Origin of the sequence: Streptomyces coryli, from assembly GCF_011044975.1 — a bacterium.
Lineage (GTDB): Bacteria > Actinomycetota > Actinomycetes > Streptomycetales > Streptomycetaceae > Streptomyces > Streptomyces coryli.
Window position 1 is genome coordinate 1 of record NZ_JAAKZV010000536.1, and the last position, 1,338, is coordinate 1,338.

The 1,338-nt window shown below is 77.9% G+C and carries 1 protein-coding gene; it reads right to left on the reverse strand.

Features of this window, described 5'->3' with window-relative positions:
* Positions 1 to 1,270, reverse strand: a 1,270-nt coding sequence (locus G5C51_RS42025) for an ROK family protein (protein ID WP_338118514.1), incomplete at its 3' end; no start/stop codon positions are given.
* Positions 1,271 to 1,338 lie beyond the last annotated feature (68 nt).

Consider the following 1,338-nt stretch of genomic DNA (forward strand, 5'->3'; position numbering starts at 1 on the left):
GTCTACGAGACAGGACCCCGAGCACCCGCGCCGCCTCCCGCGCGTCGCCCCGCGCGACCGCGCCCAGACACACCGCCTCCAGACACCCGCGCCGCCCGCACTCGCACCGCGGTCCGTCGAGCTGCACCACCTGATGGCCGAACTCCCCGGCCCCGGTACGCGGCCCGCGATAGACGGCACCGTCGAGCACGAGCCCGGCGCCCAGGCCGGTGGCGAGGTGGAGATACGCGAAGGAGCCGGCGGTGGTGCGGGTGAGGGCGAGGGCGGCGGCGTTGGTGTCCTTGTCGAGGACGACCGGCGGCCCGGCGAGGCGGTCGGCAAGCACGTCACGCAGCGGGAAGCCGTCCCAGACCGGCAGCCCCGTTACCCGGCCCAATACGCCGGAGGCGTGGTCGAGGGGGCCGGGAAGCGCGACGCCGACGCCTGCGAGGGAGTGGGGCCAGGGGAGGCCGGGGGCGGCGGAGGCCCCGACCGCGGTGCCAGGCCCCGTGACCGGGGCACCGGCCGGCATGCCCGCATGGCTGGTCGGCATGCCCGCATTGCCGGCCGGCGCGCCCGCGCCGCCGGGCTGTGCTTCCGCGCTGCCGGGCTGTGCTTCCGCGCTGCCGGGCCGTGCTTCCGCGTCGTCGGGCCGTGCTTCCGCGCTGCCGGGCCGTGCTCCCTCGCCGTCGGGCCGAGCTCCCTCGCCGCTGGCCCGTGCTCCCTCGCCGCTGGTCCGTGCTCGCGCATCGCCGGTCTGTGTGTGCGGGCACCCGGCCCGCGATCCCGCGCCGCCGGAGCGCCCCGCCCCGGACCCCGAGGTGCCACCCGCCAGGGTGTCCCGCACCAGCGCCCGTACGACCCCCGCCGCCTGCTCCACCACCGCCTCCGCGCCCGCGCCCAGGTCCAGCGGCGCGGCCCGCTCGGTCACCACCGCGCCGGTGAGGTCCACCAGCACCGCCGTCAGCTCGTCGCGGTCCAGGTGCAGGCCCACCGCGTGCCGGGCGCCGGGCTCCAGGCGCAGGGCCGTCCGGGGCTTGCCGCCGGTGGAGGTGCGGCCCGCCTCCGCGAGCAGGCCCGCCGCCGCCAGCCGACCCGTGATCTTGCTGACCGCCTGCGGGGTGAGGCCTGCCGCCTCCGCCAGCTCGCCCCGACTGACGCCCGCCGGCCCCGCGGCCCGAACCAGCTCCAGCACCAGTGCGTCGTTGTGGCGCCGCAGCGCGGGGAGATTGCCCGCGGCGGAGCCGGCCGCGCGCACGGCGCCGCCCGAAGGGCGGAAGGTACGTGACACACCCCCACCTTCCATCGCCGCTTGCGCTTTCGCAACAGCGTTGCTTAAGTGGCAGGCATGGAGAGCAC